Below are 18,981 nucleotides of genomic sequence, written 5' to 3'. Positions count from 1 at the left end.
CGGGCCGCCTCGGCATGTGGTCAGCCGGCGCCGTGGCGGGCCGCCTCGCCGGCGGCGGCGGTCAGGACGCTGTCGAGCAGGCCGGGAAACAGCTCGTCCAGATCGTCGCGGCGCACCCCGTTCATCTTCGCCGTGCCCCGGTAGACCTGCCGGATCACCCCGCTCTCGCGCAGCACGCGGAAGTGGTGGGTCGACGTGGACTTGGTCACGGGCAGATCGAAGTACGAACAGGAGAGCTCGGACTCGGCGGTCGCCAGCTCACGCACCACCCGCAGCCGCACCGGGTCGGAGAGCGCGTGCAGCACGCCCTCGAGCCGGATCTCGTCGCGCGTGGGGTGGGCGAGCTCGCGAGGGCTGGCGGCGGTGGTCACGGGGACTCCACTTCGATTCGGGGCCCCCATTGTACGAAATTCGTCGTAGTTCGAGGCGGGGCGTGCGCGCCGCGGAAGAGCGGGGGCTGCCGCCGTGGTGCCCGGCCGGGCCGGGCACCACGGCGGCAGCCCTCCGCGTACGGCGGGCTACTCGACGACCAGCTCGACGTCGATGTTGCCGCGGGTGGCCTTGGAGTACGGACAGACCTGGTGCGCCTGCTTGACGAGGAGCTCGCCGGTCTCGCCCTCCAGCGCCGCGGGCAGCTCGACGCGCAGGACCACGGCCAGGCCGAAGCCGCCGTCCTCGTCCTTGCCGATGCCCACCTCGGCGGTCACCGAGATGTCACCGGTGTCGACCTTCGCCTGGCGGCCGACGAGACCGAGCGCGCTGGCGAAGCAGGCCGCGTATCCCGCCGCGAACAGCTGCTCCGGGTTGGTGCCCTCGCCACTGCCGCCCAGGGCGGCGGGCGCGGCGAGCGGCAGGTCCAGCCGGCCGTCGGAGCTGACGGCGCGTCCGTCGCGGCCGTTCGCGGTGGCGACAGCGGTGTACAGCGCGTTCATGGAAACCATCCCTCGGTCGTTGGGGCCGGACCCGTGGGGCGGGCCGGACAGGTACTACTAGAGCACACAATTAAATTGTGCACAACTCAATAGCTCGCGAGACAGGTACGCTGGACCCATGACGACGACACCGGACGCCGCGCCCGACGCGGAGATCCTCCGGCTGGACCGGCAGATCTGCTTTTCGCTGCACGCGGCCTCGCGGGCCTTCAACGGCGTCTACCGGGCAATCCTGAAGGACCTCGGCCTCACCTACCCCCAGTACCTGGTGATGCTGGTGCTCTGGGAGCACGGCGACCTCTCGGTGAAGACGATCGGCGCCCGCCTCCGGCTGGACTCCGGCACCCTCTCGCCGTTGCTGAAGCGCCTGGAGGCGCTCGGCTTCGTGGAGCGCCGGCGCAGCGCCGAGGACGAGCGCTCGGTCACCGTGCACCCGACGGCGGCGGGCACCGCCCTGCGGGAGCGGGCCGCCCTCGTCCCGCGCAGGATCGCGGCGGCCACCGGGCTCTCCCTGGAGGAGATCGGCGACCTCCAGGAGCGTCTGTCGATGCTGACGGCCAAGCTCGACGGCGCCGACCTGGACCTCGACCCGCTCGGCAGTTGCGCGGACCCCGAAGACTGACGCGCCGGACGGGACCACACGGACACGGGCACGCCTTGTACGAGAGACATCGTAGTTTGACAATTACCGTACTACGATGGCTATCGTACGAGCGGCATCTACGCCCGCCGTGAGAAGGAGCCCGCCGTGAGCGCACTGTTCGAGCCGTACACCCTGCGGTCCGTGACGATCCCGAACCGCGTGTGGATGGCACCGATGTGCCAGTACAGCGCCGAGGCCACCGGACCGGACGCGGGTGTCCCGACCGACTGGCACTTCGCCCACTACGCCGCCCGGGCCGCCGGAGGCACCGGCCTGATCCTGGTCGAGGCGACCGCGATCGCCCCCGAGGGCCGGATCAGCCCGTACGACCTCGGCATCTGGAACGACACCCAGACCGACGCCTTCCGCAGGATCACCCGGTTCCTCAAGGATCAGGGCGCCGTGCCCGGCATCCAGATCGCCCACGCCGGGCGCAAGGCCTCCACGGGCCGCCCGTGGAAGGGCGGTGGGCCGGTGGGCCCCGACGCCGACGGCTGGCAGCCGGTCGCGCCGAGCCCGGTCCCGTTCGACGACGGCCACCCCGTGCCCGATGAGCTGACCGCCGACCAGATCGCGGCGCTCCCGGGACAGTTCGCGGACGCCGCGCGCCGGGCGCTGGAAGCGGGCTTCGAGGTCGTCGAGGTGCACGGCGCGCACGGCTATCTGATCGGCGAGTTCCTCTCCCCGCACAGCAACCGCCGCACCGACGAGTACGGCGGCTCCTTCGAGAACCGCACCCGGTTCGCGCTGGAGGTCGTCGACGCCGTTCGCGCGGTGTGGCCGCAGGAACTGCCGCTGTTCTTCCGGATCTCCGCGACCGACTGGCTCGAGGAGAACGGCTGGACCGCCGACGAGACCGTCCGCTTCGCCTCCCTGCTGAAGGAGCACGGCGTGGACCTGCTCGACGTCTCCTCCGGCGGCAACGCCGCGCGCGTGCGCATCCCGGTCGGACCGGGCTACCAGGTGCCGTTCGCCGCCCGGGTCAGGAACGAGACGGAGCTGCCGGTGGCGGCCGTCGGACTGATCACCGACCCGGAACAGGCCGAGAAGGTCCTCGCTAACGGCGAGGCCGACGCCGTGCTCCTCGGCCGCGAACTGCTGCGCAGCCCCTCCTGGGCCCGTCGGGCCGCACACGAACTCGGCGGGACCGTCCGGATCCCCGAGCAGTACCACCGCTCGGTCTGAGCCCGTGCCCGGGTCGTGAACGGCCCGGGCGCGGAGCACGCCCGGGCCGGGCGCGGGACGTGTCGGGGCGGCGGGGCGGGAGCGCTCCGGGACCGGGCACGGCCGGGCCGACCTGCGGGAAGGGGCGCTCCGTGGGCCGCTGTCGGTGGGTGGGTGCAGACTGGCCCCTGTCCGCGACAACGGCGTCCTGGAGGTGTCGGCGATGACCGACGTTCTGCTGGCAGTAGGCACGCGCAAGGGGCTCTTCCTGGGGACCAGGAGAGCCGGGCGGTGGGAGTTCGACGGCCCCCACTTCAACGCCCAGGCCGTGTACTCGATCGGGATCGACACCCGCCGCGGCGCCGTGCCACGACTGCTGGTCGGCGGGGACAGCGCGCACTGGGGTCCGTCCGTGTTCCACTCCGACGACCTGGGCTCGACCTGGACGGAACCGGCCAAGCCCGCGGTGAAGTTCCCCAAGGACACCGGAGCCAGCCTGGAGCGGGTCTGGCAGCTCCACCCAGCCGGTCCCGAGGCCCCCGACGTCGTCTACGCGGGCACGGAGCCGGCCGCGCTGTTCCGCTCGGAGGACGCCGGGGAGACGTTCGAGCTCGTCCGGCCGCTCTGGGACCACCCCACCCGCTCGAAGTGGGTGCCGGGCGGCGGGGGTGAGGCCGTGCACACCGTGGTCACGGACGCCAGGGACGCCGCCCGGGTGACCGTCGCCGTCTCCACCGCGGGTGTCTTCCGCAGCCAGGACGGGGGCGCCGCCTGGAACCCGTCCAACGACGGCGTGTCGGCGGTCTTCCTGCCCGACCCGAACCCGGAGTTCGGCCAGTGCGTCCACAAGATCGCCCAGGACGCCGGCGATCCCGACCGGCTCTACCTCCAGAACCACTGGGGGGTGTACCGGAGCGACGACGCGGGCGCCAAGTGGACGGACATCGGAGCGGGCCTGCCGTCGGACTTCGGCTTCGCCGTCGTCGCCCATCCGCACCGCCCCGGCGTCGCCTACGTCTTCCCGATCAACGCCGACGCCGACCGGGTACCGGCGGAGCACCGGTGCAGGGTCTACCGGACCACCGACGCGGGCGGGACGTGGGAACCGCTCTCGCGCGGGCTGCCCGAGGGCGACCACTACGGCACGGTGCTGCGCGACGCGATGTGCACCGACGGGGCCGACCCGGCCGGGCTCTACTTCGGCAACCGGAACGGCGAGCTGTACGCGAGCGCGGACGACGGCGACAGCTGGCAGCAACTCGCCTCCCATCTGCCGGACGTGCTCTGTGTCCGGGCCGCCACGGTCGGTTGAGGAGGCCTCCGGCGCGGCCAGTAGAGTGCGCTTCGTGGCAGCACGACCGTTGAAAGAAATCGTCGATGCGGGGTGGGCGGACGCCCTGGATCCCGTGGCCGAACGCATCGCCGCGATGGGCGACTTCCTCCGCGCGGAGATCGCCGCGGGGCGGACGTACCTGCCGGCGGGCGCGCATGTGCTGCGCGCCTTCCAGCAGCCGTTCGACGAGGTGCGCGTCCTGATCGTCGGCCAGGACCCCTATCCGACACCCGGTCACGCCGTGGGGCTGAGTTTCTCCGTGGCACCCGAAGTGCGGCCGGTACCGGCCAGTCTGGAGAACATCTTCCGGGAGATGCACACGGACCTCGGGCTGCCCCGGCCGTCGAACGGCGATCTGACGCCGTGGACCCGGCAGGGCGTGCTGCTGCTCAACAGGGCGCTGACCACGGCGCCCCGCAAGCCCGCGGCCCATCGGGGCAAGGGCTGGGAAGAGGTGACCGAGCAGGCCATCCGCGCCCTCGCCGCCCGCGGCAAACCGCTCGTGTCCGTGCTGTGGGGGCGTGACGCCCGCAATCTGCGACCGCTGCTCGGCGACCTCCCTGCGATCGAGTCGTCCCACCCCTCGCCCATGTCGGCCGACCGCGGCTTCTTCGGCTCACGGCCGTTCAGCAGGGTCAACGATCTGCTCGTCCGCCAGGGAGCGCAGCCGGTGGACTGGCGGCTGCCATGACCGGAGGCGGCGCGGGCGGCTGGGTCCTGGGGGCCGACTCAGGGGGTTCGGGTCTGCGCGTCGCCCTCGCCCCGGCCGCCGACACCTCGGCCGCGCTGACCGCCGCGTCCCGGGAGCCGGTCCGCACGGGTGCCGCCGGGATCGAAGCGGCCCATCTGCTGGAGCAGTTGCTGCCGATGGCACGGGAACTCCTGCGGCGTGCCGGGGCGGAGGCGCCCGTCGCCCTCGCGATCGGGGCCGCGGGAATGGCGACGCTCGGTGACGAGCTGCGGGCCGTGCTGCCCGGTGAGCTCTCGCGCGAGCTGGGCGTACGCGAGGTCGCGCTCGCCGCCGACGCCGTCACCGCCTACGCGGGCGCGCTCGGCCAGCGCCCGGGCGCGGTCGTCGCCGCCGGCACGGGCATGATCGCGACCGGTACGGACCTCACGAGCTGGCGCCGCGCCGACGGCTGGGGTCATCTGCTCGGCGACTGCGGCTCTGGAGCCTGGATCGGCCGGGCCGGTCTGGAGGCGGCGCTGCGGGCCCATGACGGGCGCAAGGGAGGCTCCCCGGCGCTGCTGGCACGGCTGGAGGACGTCTTCGGCCCGGCGCCGGGGCTGCCGGGACTGCTGTATCCGCGTACCGACCGTCCGGCCGTGCTGGCCTCGTTCGCCCCCGAGGTCGCCCGCTGCGCCGCGGACGACCCGGTCGCCGCGCACATCCTCTCCGAGGCGGCGGAGCACATCGCGGCCTCGGCCGCAGCCGTCTGCCCTCCCCCGTCGGCCGGTGACTGCCGAGTCGCGCTCACCGGCGGGCTGTTCGGCATGGGCGATCCGCTCCTCGTGCCCCTTCGGGAGGCCCTCGCCCGGCAACTCCCCTTCGCCCGTGCGGTATCCGCGGCGGGCGATCCGCTGGCCGGTTCGCTGACCGTCGCGGCCGCACTCGCCGGCGGCACACTGAGGCTGCCGCAGGATCCCCGGCTGCTCGTCCTCACAACCACCCTTACCGATCAGACCCGGACAGGAAGCCGTTAACGAACTCATCGGGTAAACACGGACAGACGGCACTCGACCGACCCCTCCCTGAGCAGGCACGACGACGAAACCAGTAGCATGCGGCGCCATGAGCTCCCCCACTGGGCCCGCATCCGGCCTGCCAGTACGAATGCCGCGACCCCGCCAGCCCGGGCGCCACCGCCGCCCCGAGCCCGTGGTGGCACCCGAGGGCGCGCCGACCCTCGTCCTCGCCGTTCCCGGCACCCCCTCGTCCGCGATACGCAGCCTCGCCGAGGAAGTCGTCAGCATCGCCCGTTCCGAACTGCCCGGCCTCGAGGCCGCGATCGGTTACCTCGACGGTGACGACGCCGAGTACCCCACGCTGGGGAGCGTGCTGACCCGTTCCGCCGCCCTGCGCACGGAGCGCTACGAGCTGGCGAAGGCGGCCGGCCGTGAGGTCGCCGAGCCCGCGGGCCCGGCCTCCGTCGTGGTGCCGCTGCTCGCCGGCCCGGACAGCGCGCTGATCCGCCGGATCCGCCAGGCCGTCATGGACAGCCGCGCGACCGCGGAGCTGACGGACGTCCTCGGCCCGCACCCGCTGCTCGCCGAGGCCCTGCACGTGAGGCTCTCCGAGGCGGGCCTGGCCCGCGCGGACCGGGCCCGGCTGTTCACCGTCGCCACCGCGGCCGACGGCATCGTCCTCGCCACGGTCGGTGGCGACGAGGCCGTCCAGGCCGCCGGCATCACCGGGATGCTGCTGGCCGCGCGGCTCGCCGTGCCGGTCATGGCGGCCGCCCTGGACCAGGAGGGCGCCATCGCGGCTACGGCCGAGGAGCTGCGTACCTCCGGTTCCGCCCAGCTCGCGCTGGCCCCCTACCTGGTCGGTCCGGAAGTGCCCAACGGTCTGCTCGCGGCCGCCGCCGCGGAGGCGGGCTGCTCCGCCGCGGAGCCGCTGGGCGCCTACCCCGCGATCGGCAAGCTGGTGCTGTCGCAGTACACGACCGTGCTGGGCATCACGCCCCAGCCGCAGGGCGCCCAGTCGCTCTGACCGGTCGCCGCCCCGCACGGACGGAAGGGCCCACGCCGGACGGCGCGGGCCCTTCGTGCGCCCGGAGTCTGCGTGTTGCCACCCACTGGCCGGGCAGGGACCCCGGTACGCAGGGCGCCTCCACCGGGCGCGGTCCCCTCACCGACGTCGTGAGGGCACGGCATCGCGGCAGAGGCGCCTCGCGACCGCGGGGCACCCGCCTGCGCGACGCCAGGGCGTCGCAGCGGAGTTGGCCTCATGACCACAGGGCAGACGCCTGCGCGGCGCCGCGGCCTCGTACGTACCGGGCCTCGTACGTACAGAGGCATCCCCGACCTCCCGCGGACGGCAGCGGTGTCTCAGGCGAAGACCACGCAGGTCGCCGCAGGCACGGCGAGCGACCCCGCCCGCTGCGGCACGCCGGTCACGGCGTCGATGTCGAACCAGGTGACGTCCCCGGAACGCTCGTTGGCCGCGTACAGCCGGGTGCCGGTGGGGCCGAGCGCCAGATCACGCGGCCAGTGGCCGCCGCACGGCACGGTCGTGACGTGCTCGGCCTTCTCCCCGCCGGCGCCGAGCCGGAGCACGGCGATGGAGTCGTGGCCCCGGTTGGCCGCCCACAGGAACCGGCCGTCGCGGGACACGGCGAGAGCGGAGGCGAAACTGGGCAGGTCGTGCCCGTCGGGGAGGACGGACGCCTCGCCGAGCGGTTCCAGGACGCCCCGGCCGGCGTCCCAGCGGCACGCGGTGAGGGTGGGTCGCAGCTCGCCCAGTACGTAGACATGCTCCCCGGCGGGGTGAAAGGCGAGATGACGCGGTCCCGTGCCCGGCGCCAGCGCGGTCTCGGAGTGCAGGGCCGGTGCCGCCCCGCCCGCCGGATCCAGCGCGCACACCCTGACCGAGTCCGTGCCGAGGTCCACCGTGAGCACCCACCGCCCGGAGGGGTCGGGGAGCACCTGGTGGGCGTGGGGTTCGCCCTGCCGCTCCGGATGCGGACCCCGCCCCTCGTGCCGCAGGACGCCGAGGACGGGGCCGGGGCGTCCGCCGGGACCCACGGGGACGCTGCTGACGCTGCCGGAACCGTAGTTGGCGGTGAGGAGCAGGCCCGGGGCGAGGGACAGATGGGTCGGTCCGGACCCGTTCACCGGGACCGGCGCACCGAGCAGGCGGGGCGGCCCTTCACCGCCGATGTCGAAGGCGGCGACCGCCCCTTCCTCCGTCTCGGAGACCGCGTAGAGCACGGGTCCGCCGTCCGTCGTACCGATCGCGAGGTACGACGGGTCGGTCACGGCGTCCGTCGCCGACACCTCCGTGAGTACCCCGGTCGCCGGGTCCACGCCGGCCGTGACGATCCCGCGGCCGCCCGCCGAGGTGAACGACCCGATGAACGCCCGTACCGCGTTCCTGTGCTCCATTGGCGCCTCCCCTGCCGCTGCGCCGTCCGGCGCCACCGCCGGCCGGTCCCTGTGCCCTGCCCGGCCGACGGTAGCAGGCGGTCTAGACCAGGTCGGTCGCGCGTGCCGGCTCGGGCGCCGGCTCCTCGCCGCGCGCCCGGGCGAGCGCCTCCGGGTGGTGCGCGAACACGGGCCGAGCCTGCACCGTGTCGTACGTCCGGTGGAAGACGCCGGTCGCGGCCCCGGAGATCGGCGGCACGATCCAGGACCAGTCGGCTCCCACCCGGCGGCCCCGCCCCGCCTCCTGCTCCAGGTGGGCGAGGAACCGGCGCGACTCCGTGTGGTGGTCGGTGATGGTCACGCCGGCGGTGTCGAAGGAGTGCAGGACGGCCCGGTTGAGTTCGACCAGCGCGCGGTCCTTCCAGAGGGTGCGGTCGGTGGAGGTGTCGAGGCCGAGTCGCGCGGCCACGACCGGCAGCAGGTCGTAGCGGTCGGTGTCGGCGAGGTTGCGGGCACCGATCTCGGTGCCCATGTACCAGCCGTTGAACGGGGCCGCCGGGTAGCAGATGCCGCCGATCTCCAGGCACATGTTGGAGATGGCGGGTACCGCGTGCCAGCGCAGCCCGAGGGCGGCGAACCAGTCGTCATCGGGGTGGCGCAGGGGCACTTCGTGCACGGCGTCGTCCGGGAGTTCGAACCAGCGGGGCTTGTCGTCGCTGCCCTGGACCACCAGCGGCAGTACGTCGAACTGCGTACCGGGACCGCCCGGCCAGCCCAGGCCCGTCGCGTACGCGGTGAGCCCGGCGTTGCGCGGATCGCCGGTGACCCGGCCGGCGCCGTCGGCGTAGCCCGCGTACCGCACCAGTTGTTCGTTCCAGATGCGCGGGCCGGGCCGGCCGGGGGCCTCGGGCGCGAAGACCGTGATGACGGGCCGGATCCGGCCGCCGTTGGTCGCCTCGCGGAGGTGGGCGACGGCCTCGGCGGCAATGGTGTCGGCGTCGCGCACGTCACGGCGGTCCCGGACGCGCAGGGAGCGCCAGTAGAGGCGGCCGATGCAGCGGTTGCTGTTGCGCCAGGCGACGCGCGCCCCGTGGGCAAGTTCGTCTGCGGTGTGACGGTATGTGCCGGTAGCGTCAATCTCGGCGTGCACGGCGGCTATCCGTTTCGCCGGGTCGCCGGCCCCGCGCTCCTCCGAGTGGTAGAGCCGCAGGAACTCCTCCGCTTCCTGCCGGAGTCGTGCGAGGTCGGCGGCCGGTGCGGGCCGCACCGGTACTGCTTCGGCGGGCCCGGAGCGGCCGACCGGGCACTGCCCGGGCGGAGGAACGGGCTCCGCCCGGATGAGCTGCGCTCCGGCCGGCTGGGGATCCGACGGGCGGGACTTGCGGACGGCGGCTCTGCGAAGGAACTTCCGCATGGTGCGCACCCCGGTGTGTGAAGGCGATGTGGATGCCGCCCGATCTACCCCGAACCTGGCCTGATCCACCCTGTAAATGCCAGATGCACGTGCCCAGTTGGGAGCCGCCGCCCGGCGCACGGAGGTTCGCGCGTGGGCACGGGTGTCCGAACGCACGCCGGTACGTGCAGGCCGGCCCTCGTCCCGCCGCGGGCCCGGCGCGTGGCGGCAGCCGCCCGGCGCGGCCGCGGGAGCGCTCGGGCGACGCGGGGCCCGTGGCAGGCGGGCGCACCGGGGCGTGATCCGGCCAATGGACCGTGCGGCGCGCTGCGGTCCGATCGGCCAGCCGTGCGGGCGTTCGGGCGTTCGGGCGTTGTGCGGGCGTTCAGACGGTGGCGAGCGGCGCCCGCGGGGAGGTGCGCAGCGGCGCCGCGAGTCCCGCGAGGGCCCGCTCCAGGCCGTGGAGATGCGTGAGCGCCGCCTCGACGCCCGGATGGTGGTGCGCAGCCGCCTCGCCCCCGGCGGGGGCCGGCGCGTGGCCCGGCTCGGCGTCGGACTCCAGCGCGTGCACCGCGGCTTCGACCCGCCAGCAGGCGGCCGCCAGCCGGGCGTCGTGGGAGGCGTACGGGTCCGCCGCGACGGCGGCCAGCCCCCGTACCTCACGGGCGCAGTCGTCCAGCAGGACGAGGACCTGACGGGCCCGGGCCTTGCGGGCGCGCAGCGGGCTGAACGGGTGGACCAGGGGCGCCAGCGACATCCGCACCCGGGCGAGCAGTTGCTCCAGCTCGGCGGCGTGCGGCACCGGGTCGGCGGTCTCGTCCCCCGCGAGCCTGCGCATCGCGACGGTGGTGCAGTCGTGCACGCAGCGCACGGTCAGCCGGATCCACGCGTTGGTCGCCGCATGGGTCGTGACGGGCAGCACGAACGCCACCGCCAGCGCCGCGGCGAGGGCGCCGACCGCTGTCTCGGCGAGGCGCAGCGCGAGCAGGGCGGGCCCCAGGGCTCCGAGCAGACCGTAAAGCAGCGAGACCAGCACGGTCACCGCGAACATCATCCAGCTGTACGAGACGGGGGCGCTGTAGAAGATTCCGAAGACGCACGCCAAGGTCAGGACGGCCGTCGGCAGCAGCGCGCCCTGGACGGGCACGGCGACCACGAGGCCCACGGCGATGCCGAGGACGGTGCCGAGGACCCTGCGGAAGCCCCTGACGAGCGTCTCTCCCCGCGCGTTGGTGTTCACGAAGATCCACCAGGCGGCGCCGACGGCCCAGTACCAGCGCTCGTCCGAGAGCAGCTGCCCGGCGGCGAGAGCGAACGCCCCGGCGACGGTCACCTGGACGGCCTGCCGGGTGGTGGTCCGGGCCAGCCCAGTTCCCGCCGGCAGCGCGGGCGCCGGGGGAGGTGACAGACGGCGCTCGAAGCACCAGGCACCGAAACGGACGGCGGAGGCGGCGAGGACGGCCAGGACGACGGAGGAGTAGAGCTCCGGGATCTGCGCGGGCACCGTGCGCAGGAACTGCGTAACGAAGAAGGTCATGAACGCGAAGACCCCGAGGGCGTGCCCGCGCGGTCCCCAGCGCCGCGCGTACACCGCGGCGCCGGCGACGGCCACGAAGGCCACGTCGCGCGCGCCCGGGGTCGCGTGCAGGCCGGCCGCCAGGGCGAGCACCGGAAGGCCCACCGCGAGCAGCAGGGCGGTGGTGACGGCCTGGTCCCGGATCCGCGGGTCGGTGACCGTGAAGAGGGCCAGGAGCGCGGCGAGCCCGCCGGTGATGACCGCGGTGAGCGTGTGTCCCGTCAGTGCGCACACGGCCACGGCCAGCCCGATGCCGAGGACGGCCCGCGTGGCGCTGCGCAGCCGCAGCAGCCCCGGGTCCGGAGCCACGAACACCCTCTTCAGCACTTCTGCCCGTCCCTTCGACGTACCGGCATGAAAAAGGCGCCGCGGAGTCCGCAGCGCCATCGACCTGCATATGGGACCATCCCGTGCCCCACTGGCTCAAGTCGACGTTGATCCGGTGGGCCATTGGCCCGGTACGGGACGGCACGGCGACCGGATCAGCGGGCCAACGGACCAGTCCGGGGCCATCCGGGTGCGCCATCGGGCGGCGCCGGGCTCCCGAGGCCGGGGGCTGCCGCCTCCGCACCGCGTCGCCTCGGGGCCTTCCGTGTCCGCCCGTGATGGCCGCCGCGGCTGATGGGCATCGCGCCGGAGACGGCCCGTTCCGGCTCCGTCCGCCGCGGATTCCTCCGTATCGCGTCGTCAGGCATGCCCGGCGGTATCGCGGCAAGGCGGGAGCCAGCCCGCCGTCGGACGTGCGGCGACGGACGCGCTTGCCGGCGCCGGCCGTACCGCAGCCGATTGCGGTCACCGCGCGGGCATGCGCACGGTGAACGGAGCCGACGGGCGCCCGGCGGTACCCCCCATCCCGGGCCCGGCGCCGAGCGGTCCGTGGAACGTCCCGGCGGCTACGGGACGCCAGGGGGACGAAGGGATGCGTGAGTCCATGGCCGGAGCCACGGGTGGAGCGGGCGGACGGCAGGAGGCGGAGGCGGGAAACGGACCGGGCGGTCCGGGCGGTCCGGGCGAGGGCGGCTACGATGCCACGCCGTTCCTCCCCGGCCGGCGTGCGCGGCTGCCCGGGCTGTGGAAGGCCGCCGCCCGGTGCCGCGGATGCCCGCTGTACCGGGACGCGACCCGGACGGTGTTCGGCGAGGGGGACGCCGGCGCTGCCGTCCTTCTGCTCGGTGAGCAGCCGGGCGACCAGGAGGACCGGCAGGGCCGGCCGTTCGTCGGCCCCGCAGGGAAGGTCCTGACCCGCGCGCTCGCCGACGCCGGACTCGACCCGGCGCAGGCGTACGTGACCAACGCGGTCAAGCACTTCAAGTTCACCGTTCCCGAGGGCCGCAAGCGACGGATCCACAAGGCTCCGAACCTGCGGGAGATCACGGCGTGCAGACCGTGGTTGATGGAGGAACTGCGGCTCGTGTCGCCGGAGGTCGTGGTGGCGCTCGGCGCCTCCGCGGGGAAGGCGCTGCTCGGCTCGTCCTTCCGGGTCACCGAGCAGCGCGGCGCACTCCTGCCGTGGCCGGACACCGTCCGGGACGGCGGGAGCGTCCCGGACGTCCGGGGCCTGGTGGCGACGATCCATCCCTCGGCCGTGCTGCGTGCGGACGACCGGGAGAGGGCGTACGACGGGCTGGTGGCCGATCTGAGGGTGGTGGCCGACGTCCTGGGCGGCCCGGAAGGAGGCGGTGGCCGATGACGATGGAGCATCCCGCCGATCGCGGCGGGCCCACACCGGGCAGGTTCGACCGGATGGCGGAGAAGGCCTCGCACCTCACCAGCTCACCGGTCTTCTTCGGGTTCTGTCTGCTGCTGGTCGCCGGAGTGGTGGCGGTGCACTTCGCGGATGTCTCCCTGACCTGGAAGATCTTCGCCGGTGAGTGCATGACGGCCGTCACCCTGCTGCTCCTGGCACTGCTGAAGAACTCGGAGCTCCGCAGCGAGCGGGCCCTCCAGCGGAAGCTGGACGCCATCGCCGCCGCGCTCCTCGAAGCCCAGCAGGGCGAACCCGGCAAGGCGCACGAGGACCTCAAGGCCGCCATCCGGTTGGAGGAGGAGACCTGAGGAAACCCCGGGGCGGACGGACCGAGCCGCCCGGGGAGGGGCGCCGGACGGGCGCGGCCGCGCTGGGAGCGGGGCGGGGAAGCAGTGAGGCGCGGAAGGAGCGGGGCGGTGGCACGGGGCCCCCGCCCCGCCCGTGTCAGCCGCCCACGTACTTCCGCAGGTGCTCCGCCGTGAGGGTGTCGCCCGTAGCGACGAGATCGGCGGGGGTACCGGTGAAGACCACGCGTCCACCGTCGTGGCCGCCGCCCGGGCCGAGGTCGATCAGCCAGTCGGCGTGCGCCATGACGGCCTGGTGGTGCTCGATCACGACGACCGAGTTGCCCTCGTCGACCAGCCGGTCCAGCAGCTCCAGGAGCTTGTCGACGTCGGCCATGTGCAGGCCGGAAGAGGGCTCGTCCAGAACGTAGGTGGAGGACTTCTCCGCCATGTGGATGGCCAGCTTGAGCCGCTGGCGCTCACCGCCCGAGAGGGTGTTCAGCGGCTGGCCGAGCCGGAGGTAGCCCAGTCCGACGTCGTCGAGCCGCCCGAGGATCGTGTGCGCCTGCCCGGAGGGGAAGAACGCGTGCGCCTCGGAGACGGACATCCCGAGCACCTCGCTGATGTTCTTGCCGTTCAGCCGGTACGTGAGCACTTCCGTGGTGAAACGCCTGCCCTCGCACTCCTCGCACACCGACGCGACCCCGGCCATCATCGCGAGGTCGGTGTAGACCAGCCCGAGCCCGTTGCACTTCGGGCAGGCCCCCTCCGAATTGGCGCTGAAGAGGGCGGGCTTGACCCCGTTGGCCTTGGCGAATGCGGTGCGGATCGGGTTGAGCAGCCCCGTGTACGTCGCGGGATTGGAGCGCCGCGAGCCGCGGATCGGAGTCTGGTCGGCGACGACCACTCCCTCGCGCCCGGCCAAATATCCGTGGATCAGCGAGCTCTTGCCGGAGCCGGCGACCCCGGTGACGACGGTGAGCACGCCGAGGGGCACGTCCACGCTGACGTCCTGGAGATTGTGCAGGTCTGCCCCCTTGATGGAGAGCTGTCCCCGCGGCTCGCGTACGGTCTCGCGCAGCCGCACCCGGTGCCCGAAGTGCCGCCCGGTGAGGGTGCCGGAGGCGACCAGCCCCGCCACGTCGCCGGTGTAGCAGATCTCGCCGCCCGCTTCGCCTGCGCCGGGCCCCAGGTCCACCACATGGTCGGCGATCGCGATCACCTCGGGCTTGTGCTCGACCACGAGCACCGTGTTGCCCTTGTCCCGCAGCCGCAGCAGCAGGCCGTTCATGCGCTGGATGTCGTGCGGGTGGAGGCCGACGGTCGGCTCGTCGAAGACGTAGGTCACGTCGGTGATGCTGGATCCGAGATGCCGCACCATCTTCACGCGCTGGGCCTCGCCGCCGGAGAGCGTGGAGGCGGCCCGGTCGAGGCTCAGATACCCGAGACCGATCTCCACCAGGGACTCCAGGAGGTGTCGCAGACTGTCCAGCAGCGGTCCGACGGACGGATCGTCGACGGTCCGCACGAATGCGGCGAGGTCGCTGATCTGCATGGAGGAGCAGTCGGCGATGTTCACCCCGGCGATCTTCGAGGACAGGGCGGCCCGGGACAGCCGCGTGCCGCCGCACTCCGCGCAATCCGTGAAGACCACGGCCCGGTCGACGAACGCTCGGATGTGAGGCTGCAGGCCTTCCCGGTCCTTGACCAGCCAGGTGCGCTGGATCTTGGTGATGAGGCCTTCGTAGGTGAGGTTGTTGGAGCCGACCTTGACCTTCACGGCGGTCCTCCGGAGGAGGTCAGCCCACTCCTGCTCGGTGAAGTCGTCGAGCTTCTTGTCCGGGGCGTAGAAGCCGGAGGCCGCCATGACCGACCAGGGCCAGGAGTCCACCGCGTAGCCCGGTACGCGGATCGCGCCCTCGTTGAGCGACTTGGTCCGGTCGACCAGCTGGTCCACGTCGATGTCCGAGACCTGGCCGAGCCCTTCGCAGTTCGGGCACATGCCTTCGGGCAGATTGAAGCTGAAGGCGCCCGAAGTGCCGATGTGCGGGGTGCCGAGCCGGCTGAAGACGATCCGCAGCATCGTGTACGCGTCGGTGGCCGTGCCCACCGTGGAACGGGAGTTGGCGCCCATGCGCTCCTGGTCGACGACGATCGCCGCGCTCAGATTGTGCAGACCGTCGACGTCCGGGCGGCCCAGGCTCGGCATGAAGGACTGGATGAAGGCCGTGTAGGTCTCGTTGATCAGGCGCTGCGACTCGGCGGCGATGGTGCCGAAGACGAGGCTCGACTTGCCCGAGCCGGAGACACCGGTGAAGACGCTGAGCCGGCGCTTGGGAAGGTCGAGGTCGACGTTCCGCAGGTTGTTCTCCCGGGCCCCGCGGACCTGGATCACCGTGTGGCCGTCCGCCGTGGTCGACTCCTGGGGGGCGTGGTCAGCGGGCATGCGTTTCCCTTCGGGATGTTCCGGGCGGCGGTGCCACGCTTTCACATCGCGCGGTCCCGGTGGCCGGGGAACCGATGTATGGCCGGATCCATGCCGTATGACTGAGCCATTGGTACAGTCACGAAGGGAACGACGGGCTGCTGGGAGGCCGATGGCCATGGCGGTGGACGAACTCGACACCCGGATCCTGCGACTGATGATCGAGCAGCCGCGCACCAGCGTGCGGGAGTACGCACGCGTCCTCGGCATTGCGCGGGGCACCCTCCAGGCCCGGATCGACCGGATGGAACGCGACGGCGTGATCACGGGCACGGGCCCGGTACTGTCCCCCGCCGCGCTCGGCCATCCGGTCCTGGCGTTCGTCCACATCGAGGTCACGCAGGGGCATCTGGACGAGGTGGGCGACGCGCTGGCCGCGGTGCCCGAGATCGTCGAGGCGTTCTCCATCACGGGCGGCGGAGACCTGCTGACCAGGGTGGTCGCCAGGGACAACGGTCATCTGGAGGATGTGATCCAGCGACTGATCAACCTTCCCGGCGTCGTCCGCACACGGACGGAGATGGCGCTGCGCGAACGCGTGCCGCACCGGATGCTGCCGCTCGTGGAGTCGGTGGGCCGGGGCACCCGCACGGCGCGCTGACCTCGGCCCGGGTGACCGGTTGGCATCCTGGGTGCATGAGCACTGCGCACCCTTCGGTCATTTTCGATCTCGACGGAACACTCGTGGACAGCGAGCCCAACTACTACGAAGCGGGCCGACGCGTTCTCGCCGGGTACGGCGTCACGGACTTCACCTGGGAGCACCACACCCGCTTCATCGGGATCGGCACCCGCGAGACCCTCGAGCGGCTCAGCGAGGAGTACGGGCTCGGGACGCCCGTCGAGGATCTGCTGGCCGGGAAGAACCGCGCCTATCTGGAGCTCGCCCGCGCCGGTACCGAGGTCTACCCGGAGATGCGGAAGTTCGTCGAGATGCTCGACGCGGCGGGCGTGCCGATGGCGGTGGCGTCCGGTTCCTCCCGTGCGGCGATCGAGGCGGTGCTCGCCGGCACCGGCCTGGACGCGTTCCTCACCACCCTCGTCTCCGCCGAGGAGGTCGCGCACGGCAAGCCGCGGCCGGACGTGTTCCTGGAGGCGGCGCGCAGGCTGGGCACGGACCCCGCCCACTGCGTGGTGGTGGAGGACGCCCCGCCCGGGGCGGCGGCGGCACACGCCGCCGGTATGCGCTGCATCGCGGTCCCCTATGTGCCGGAGACCGCCACGGACGAGGCGTTCCGCACCGCGGGGCTGATCTTCCCGGGCGGTCAGGCGGAGTTCACGGCGCAGGCGGCGTACGGCTGGATGGAGCGAACGGCCCCGGCCGTATGACGTAGCGTCGCCACCTCGGCGGCGCCGCGGCAGGCGACGCCTGGCTGCGCGCCTGCACGCCGTTACCGGCGCCCGCACCCACGCCCGCGCCCGCGCCCGCGCCCGGATGAACGGACAGCGGACGAGGGACGCGCCGTAGCCGTGTTAGAGGTTTCGGACGACAGCCCCGCACTACTCGCGAAGTGAGTGGTGCGGGGCTGCGCCTACGCGGGCAGCGCCGGGAACACGACCACCGAGCCGTCCGTGTTGCGGGCGATCTCAATCGCCACGTCTGTCGTGCCGCTGTTGACCGTGACGCCGTCACTCAGCCTGTGAATCCGGTGTGCCGCGCGCATCAGGCGGTCGACTTCACCATTCGTGAAGACGGGCCGCAATCCGTTCGGGCGTGCCAGCTCCAGCGCCGACAGGCGTACCAGGACGCCAGCGATGCTCGACTCCAGTTCGTCGAGGCGCTGCTGGTCGCGCTTGAGTGCGCGGGCGAAGTTCTGGAACAGGTTGCCGGGGTCGCTCTGGGCATGCTCGACGGCCTGCAGGACGACGACCCGCCGCTTCAGCGCAATGGCCAAGGCGGCGAGTTCGAGGTGGGTACGGAACGTACCGCCGTGATCGTCGACGCCCGGGAAAGATTTGGTCAGCGTGCCGAGCTCGACGGCCTCGCCTTCGGGCAGTTTGTCCAGGGCACTCTGCCATTGGGCAAGACGGCGGTCAGCGGCGCCCAGCGCCGTGTTGATGGCATGAACTGCCGAGTCCAGTCCCAGCGAGACACCGGGCTTTCCCTGGTCGAGCAGAATGGCAGTGGCTTTGTCGATGGCATCGCGGCAGCCGTCGAGTTCACTGTGCTCGTCCTCGAGCTTCTGTTCCTTCAGCTGTTCCAGCAGTTCCGTGATGTGCTCGATGGCCTGCTGGCGCTTGTGGTCGACGTTCGCGCTCACCCCCACCGCGACGGCCATGAGCACGAGCGGTGCGGCCACGGTGAGAGCCGCGCTGCCGGCGACCGCGACGCCGGCCGTCGCACCGGCTCCACCGGCTGCGCCCGCTGCTGCCGCCTTGCCGACTGGCACGAACGTCGCCTGGGCGGCGATGCCCGTCGAGTTCACGAGTGCACCGTGGATGCCACCCGACGCTGCCTTCGACGCCATCGGGCGAACGATGCCCTGCCCGAACTGGGCGGCGACCTTCGCCGGAACCACCATGCGATACAGGCCTTCTCCGGCAGCGGTCGCCGTGGAGGAACTTCGCGCCGATTGCGTGATGAGCTGCGACAGGTGCTGTGCCAAGGGACTCGCGACGTCGAGCGCTATGCCTCGGCTCCGGTCGAGCTCGTCGGGCAGCGGATGTACCTCGAGTGTGGCGATCGGCTCGTCGGCCAGGACTGCCAGAACGCCGCGCAGTTCAGCCAAGCGCTCAGCCGTCATCGGCTCGTCCCCGGTCAATGCGGGCACTCGGACGTCTCCGGTCGCCAGCGTCCACACCGGCACGTTTGCCATGCGGTCGTCAGTCATCGTCCCCCCTTGAATTCCGGCAACAGCCTATGGCTGACGTCCGACAGGAACCGCATGAACCTCGAACCTCGTTCATTCAGCTACGGGCGACGTCCCCTTCCACCATGCTCTTCGGCATGAACGAAGACGTCTTCTGGCAGCTCATCGAAGAGTGCGCCCATCAACCCCCGACCCTGAGGGTGATCAGCTCGCCGCTGCCCTGACGGCACGCCTGGCGAACGGTCCTGTGACCGACGTGGGCGGCCTCGCCGAGCAGCTCTCCTGGGCTCTGTACAGGCTGGACCGCAAGGAGTACGGCGACGGGCTTCGGGCGATGCCTTCCTGTACACCCGGGCTGCCGTCGTTGCGGCACGGCGTGGGGAGAACGAGAACGCACTTCGAGCCCCGGAACGTTTCATACCGTTCGTCGACGACCTCGTGTGGGCCGAGGTGCTGATCCATGTACCCGATAACGCGCACGAGCATCTCACCGGCGAGGAATGGAACCGCAGCACTCGGCACAGCTAC

The 18,981-nt window shown here is 72.5% G+C and carries 17 protein-coding genes; 10 read left to right on the top strand and 7 right to left on the bottom strand.

Translation table 11 applies throughout. The features are described from left to right. Positions 1-20: 20 nt before the first annotated feature. Both BLT82_RS14110 and BLT82_RS14105 read right to left on the bottom strand, forming a co-directional pair. Entirely contained in the window at positions 21-401 is a 381-nt protein-coding gene (locus BLT82_RS14110) for an ArsR/SmtB family transcription factor (protein WP_208867892.1), read from the bottom strand. Positions 402-518: 117 nt separating this feature from the next. After that, a complete protein-coding gene (locus tag BLT82_RS14105) occupies positions 519-932 on the bottom strand; it encodes an organic hydroperoxide resistance protein (RefSeq protein ID WP_093654765.1) in 414 nt (137 codons plus the stop codon). 118 nt (positions 933-1,050) lie between these two features. Here BLT82_RS14105 and BLT82_RS14100 point away from each other — a divergent pair, with 118 nt between their 5' ends. The 6 genes from BLT82_RS14100 (at position 1,051) to BLT82_RS14075 (ending at position 6,785) form a co-directional block, all read left to right on the top strand. Then, the gene (locus BLT82_RS14100; protein WP_093654548.1) at positions 1,051-1,554 is read left to right on the top strand and encodes a MarR family winged helix-turn-helix transcriptional regulator; all 504 of its coding nucleotides are present in this window, start codon (positions 1,051-1,053) and stop codon (positions 1,552-1,554) included. A 126-nt stretch (positions 1,555-1,680) separates the two neighbouring features. Further along, the gene (locus tag BLT82_RS14095; protein WP_093654546.1) at positions 1,681-2,760 is read left to right on the top strand and encodes an NADH:flavin oxidoreductase/NADH oxidase; all 1,080 of its coding nucleotides are present in this window, start codon (positions 1,681-1,683) and stop codon (positions 2,758-2,760) included. A 202-nt stretch (positions 2,761-2,962) separates the two neighbouring features. Beyond that, the gene (locus tag BLT82_RS14090) at positions 2,963-4,051 is read left to right on the top strand and encodes a WD40/YVTN/BNR-like repeat-containing protein (RefSeq protein ID WP_093654544.1); all 1,089 of its coding nucleotides are present in this window, start codon (positions 2,963-2,965) and stop codon (positions 4,049-4,051) included. Between the two features lie 34 nt (positions 4,052-4,085). Then, positions 4,086-4,763: a uracil-DNA glycosylase gene (locus BLT82_RS14085; RefSeq protein WP_093654763.1), complete on the top strand. Its 678-nt coding sequence runs from the start codon at positions 4,086-4,088 to the stop codon at positions 4,761-4,763. After that, positions 4,760-5,776, top strand: coding sequence for an N-acetylglucosamine kinase (locus tag BLT82_RS14080; protein ID WP_093654542.1), 1,017 nt, complete (start codon positions 4,760-4,762; stop codon positions 5,774-5,776). Before BLT82_RS14085 ends, BLT82_RS14080 begins: the two co-directional genes overlap by 4 nt. A gap of 88 nt (positions 5,777-5,864) precedes the next feature. Further along, positions 5,865-6,785 (top strand): sirohydrochlorin chelatase, encoded by a 921-nt coding sequence (locus BLT82_RS14075; RefSeq protein WP_093654540.1) that lies wholly within the window; start codon positions 5,865-5,867, stop codon positions 6,783-6,785. Between the two features lie 338 nt (positions 6,786-7,123). Here the strand turns inward: BLT82_RS14075 and BLT82_RS14070 are convergent, their stop codons facing one another. The 3 genes from BLT82_RS14070 to BLT82_RS14060 form a co-directional block, all read right to left on the bottom strand. Continuing rightward, positions 7,124-8,179: a lactonase family protein gene (locus BLT82_RS14070; protein WP_093654538.1), complete on the bottom strand. Its 1,056-nt coding sequence runs from the start codon at positions 8,177-8,179 to the stop codon at positions 7,124-7,126. Positions 8,180-8,261: 82 nt separating this feature from the next. Beyond that, positions 8,262-9,425 (bottom strand): nitric oxide synthase oxygenase, encoded by a 1,164-nt coding sequence (locus BLT82_RS14065; protein ID WP_093654536.1) that lies wholly within the window; start codon positions 9,423-9,425, stop codon positions 8,262-8,264. Between the two features lie 511 nt (positions 9,426-9,936). Beyond that, positions 9,937-11,454 carry an FUSC family protein gene (locus BLT82_RS14060; protein WP_093654534.1) on the bottom strand — a complete coding sequence of 506 codons (1,518 nt, stop codon included), beginning with the start codon at positions 11,452-11,454 and terminating at the stop codon, positions 9,937-9,939. Positions 11,455-12,058: 604 nt separating this feature from the next. On the opposite strand from BLT82_RS14060, the gene BLT82_RS14055 reads away from it, so the two are divergent. Continuing rightward, positions 12,059-12,817 carry a UdgX family uracil-DNA binding protein gene (locus tag BLT82_RS14055; RefSeq protein WP_093654761.1) on the top strand — a complete coding sequence of 253 codons (759 nt, stop codon included), beginning with the start codon at positions 12,059-12,061 and terminating at the stop codon, positions 12,815-12,817. Next, positions 12,814-13,182: a low affinity iron permease family protein gene (locus BLT82_RS14050; RefSeq protein WP_093654532.1), complete on the top strand. Its 369-nt coding sequence runs from the start codon at positions 12,814-12,816 to the stop codon at positions 13,180-13,182. The genes BLT82_RS14055 and BLT82_RS14050 overlap by 4 nt, the downstream gene beginning before the upstream one ends. A 136-nt stretch (positions 13,183-13,318) precedes the next feature. On the opposite strand, the gene BLT82_RS14045 is transcribed toward BLT82_RS14050, so the two are convergent. Beyond that, positions 13,319-15,604: an ATP-binding cassette domain-containing protein gene (locus BLT82_RS14045; RefSeq protein WP_093654530.1), complete on the bottom strand. Its 2,286-nt coding sequence runs from the start codon at positions 15,602-15,604 to the stop codon at positions 13,319-13,321. Positions 15,605-15,761: 157 nt separating this feature from the next. On the opposite strand from BLT82_RS14045, the gene BLT82_RS14040 reads away from it, so the two are divergent. Both BLT82_RS14040 and BLT82_RS14035 read left to right on the top strand, forming a co-directional pair. Continuing rightward, positions 15,762-16,244, top strand: a complete 483-nt coding sequence (locus BLT82_RS14040) for an Lrp/AsnC family transcriptional regulator (RefSeq protein ID WP_093654759.1) — start codon at positions 15,762-15,764, stop codon at positions 16,242-16,244. Positions 16,245-16,279: 35 nt separating this feature from the next. Further along, positions 16,280-16,972 (top strand): HAD family hydrolase, encoded by a 693-nt coding sequence (locus BLT82_RS14035; RefSeq protein ID WP_093654528.1) that lies wholly within the window; start codon positions 16,280-16,282, stop codon positions 16,970-16,972. A gap of 203 nt (positions 16,973-17,175) precedes the next feature. Here the strand turns inward: BLT82_RS14035 and BLT82_RS14030 are convergent, their stop codons facing one another. Continuing rightward, positions 17,176-18,474, bottom strand: coding sequence for a hypothetical protein (locus tag BLT82_RS14030; protein ID WP_093654526.1), 1,299 nt, complete (start codon positions 18,472-18,474; stop codon positions 17,176-17,178). Between the last annotated feature and the right edge of the window lie 507 nt (positions 18,475-18,981).

The organism is Streptomyces wuyuanensis, assembly GCF_900103455.1.
GTDB classification, from domain to species: Bacteria; Actinomycetota; Actinomycetes; order Streptomycetales; family Streptomycetaceae; genus Streptomyces; species Streptomyces wuyuanensis.
This window is presented reverse-complemented; position numbering and strand designations above follow the sequence as displayed.